Origin of the sequence: Xanthomonas pisi DSM 18956, from assembly GCF_001010415.1 — a bacterium.
In the GTDB taxonomy this organism is placed as follows: domain Bacteria; phylum Pseudomonadota; class Gammaproteobacteria; order Xanthomonadales; family Xanthomonadaceae; genus Xanthomonas; species Xanthomonas pisi.
Window position 1 is genome coordinate 1 of the sequence record NZ_JPLE01000139.1, and the last position, 1,684, is coordinate 1,684.

3 protein-coding genes are annotated in these 1,684 nt (G+C 60.6%); 2 read left to right on the top strand and 1 reads right to left on the bottom strand.

What is annotated here, in order from left to right; all coding sequences use genetic code 11:
- Window positions 1–9 precede the first annotated feature (9 nt).
- Window positions 10–681, bottom strand: coding sequence for a hypothetical protein (locus tag Y887_RS17435; protein ID WP_245879491.1), 672 nt, complete (start codon window positions 679–681; stop codon window positions 10–12).
- A 462-nt stretch (window positions 682–1,143) separates the two neighbouring features.
- On the opposite strand from Y887_RS17435, the gene Y887_RS21390 reads away from it, so the two are divergent.
- Window positions 1,144–1,413, top strand: a complete 270-nt coding sequence (locus Y887_RS21390; protein ID WP_245879490.1) for a hypothetical protein — start codon at window positions 1,144–1,146, stop codon at window positions 1,411–1,413.
- Window positions 1,410–1,684 (top strand): hypothetical protein (locus tag Y887_RS19515; protein WP_084726097.1); only part of this gene is annotated, 275 nt, incomplete at its 3' end. The genes Y887_RS21390 and Y887_RS19515, both read left to right, overlap by 4 nt.

Genomic DNA, 1,684 nt, shown 5'->3' on the forward strand with positions numbered 1-1,684 from the left:
CCCCGTTGATCAGACCATCCTTAGCGCCATGTCGAGCAAGTATTCATAGGTCTGCAGTTTACCCCTGGCCGACGTGGCAACCCAGCAGATCATCCAGAAGAACAGCAGGAAAATCCCCACTATTGCTGTTAATGGAGACATCGCTAGAGGATTGCCACCAGCGCGCAGAACCAGGAAGAGCGACGCCGCAACCGGCAGAAGGCCTAGCTTGTCGATGCTTCCGGCCAATAGCGCAATGCGGCCCGCACGGCGTGTATGGCTGTAGCGAGCGTGATCCAGCATGATCTGCAGGGTTGCTGCCGGATACTTCTTCAGCCAACTCACCTCCTGCATAAATTGCTCTAGCTGATGATCAGTGCGCATTGCTTGATCTACTGTCCATCGACGTAGATCACTGACTATCCCATAGATGCTAATTATCATCAGGATGCCTAGCGCTATCAACGCAACCCAGAAGCCAGCCGTTGCTGCCTTCTTTAGCAACTGGGGAGGAACATTGGTAAAGCTTAAGAACGAAGCAACGAGGGTCAGGGCGATTCCTAATGCCATAACGATGGCGGCGCCGCGCACGAGGCGGCTTGGGCTGGCAGTGTCGGCAGGAAACTCTGGTAGCGCGCGCAGGCGTTCTTCTAATGCCTTGAAGGTCAAGGGCACGATCGGTCCCACATCGCTACTTTCCATGACACCTACCATCGTTGGGTGATACGGCAAGATTAAAGGTGTCAGGTCTACACAGCCAGGTAGAAGTGATGGGACGGCGCGAAATTTCCTTCGTAGTGCATCCGGTGCAAGCGTAGCGGGCCTGTGACCTCAAATATCTGATCACACAGATCGTGTGTCGCTACTTTTCGGATCTGCCTTCTGAGCACAGATGGTCTCGGTTGACATCGCGATTGGTGCGTTGCAATCTCCAGCCTAAGGAGCGTCGAAACTCCTCACACAGCGGTACCCACCTCCGTCAAACCGGTGGGTTTTTTGTGCCTGCATCCTGCAGGTACAAGCCGACGCGATGCCTGCGTCGGGAGGGCGGCTAATACAACACCCGCAAGGGAAATACGCCCGCCGGCTGTGTGCGGTTTCGAACCTCCCGACATCCCGTCGCCGTTGGCGGCGGTTCTTGGGTTGTTCCAGGAGGGCGTTGCCATGTCTACCGCACCATCCACGCCGGCATCGGTGCCGGGTTATCTGTTGCCAGCCTCCGCTCACCGCCTGCATTGGTATATGCGTGAGGTGCTACGCCAACTTGCCGCACGCGCAGCTTTTGAGCAGGCGAGCACCCATCCCGCGCATCCGCTGAGTCGCCAGCTCGGTGTGTTACCGCACATCTCGCGCCGCCGGTTCGCACGCAGTGCCGTGGCGCTGCAGCAGCACGCGGCCGCATCCATCACCCGCCACCACCCGGAGGCGCAATGATACGCCGCCGCTCACCCACGGCATCTGCCAGCGCACGGCCCACCCGCACACATGCGCGCCCCACGCCGCCCAAGCGGGTGCAGTGGGTTGTGGTGGAACCCGACCGCACCAAGCTGCCACCGATGCTGCCGCCAGACCCGGACGCCTCCCCGCAAGGCCCCGGCACGCTACGCGCACCCCGCCGCGCCCGCCGCCCGCGCCAATGCACCGTCAGCTACACCCATTACCCCGGCGCCCACGACCACGCCGGCGACCAGCACGTGCCCCACGT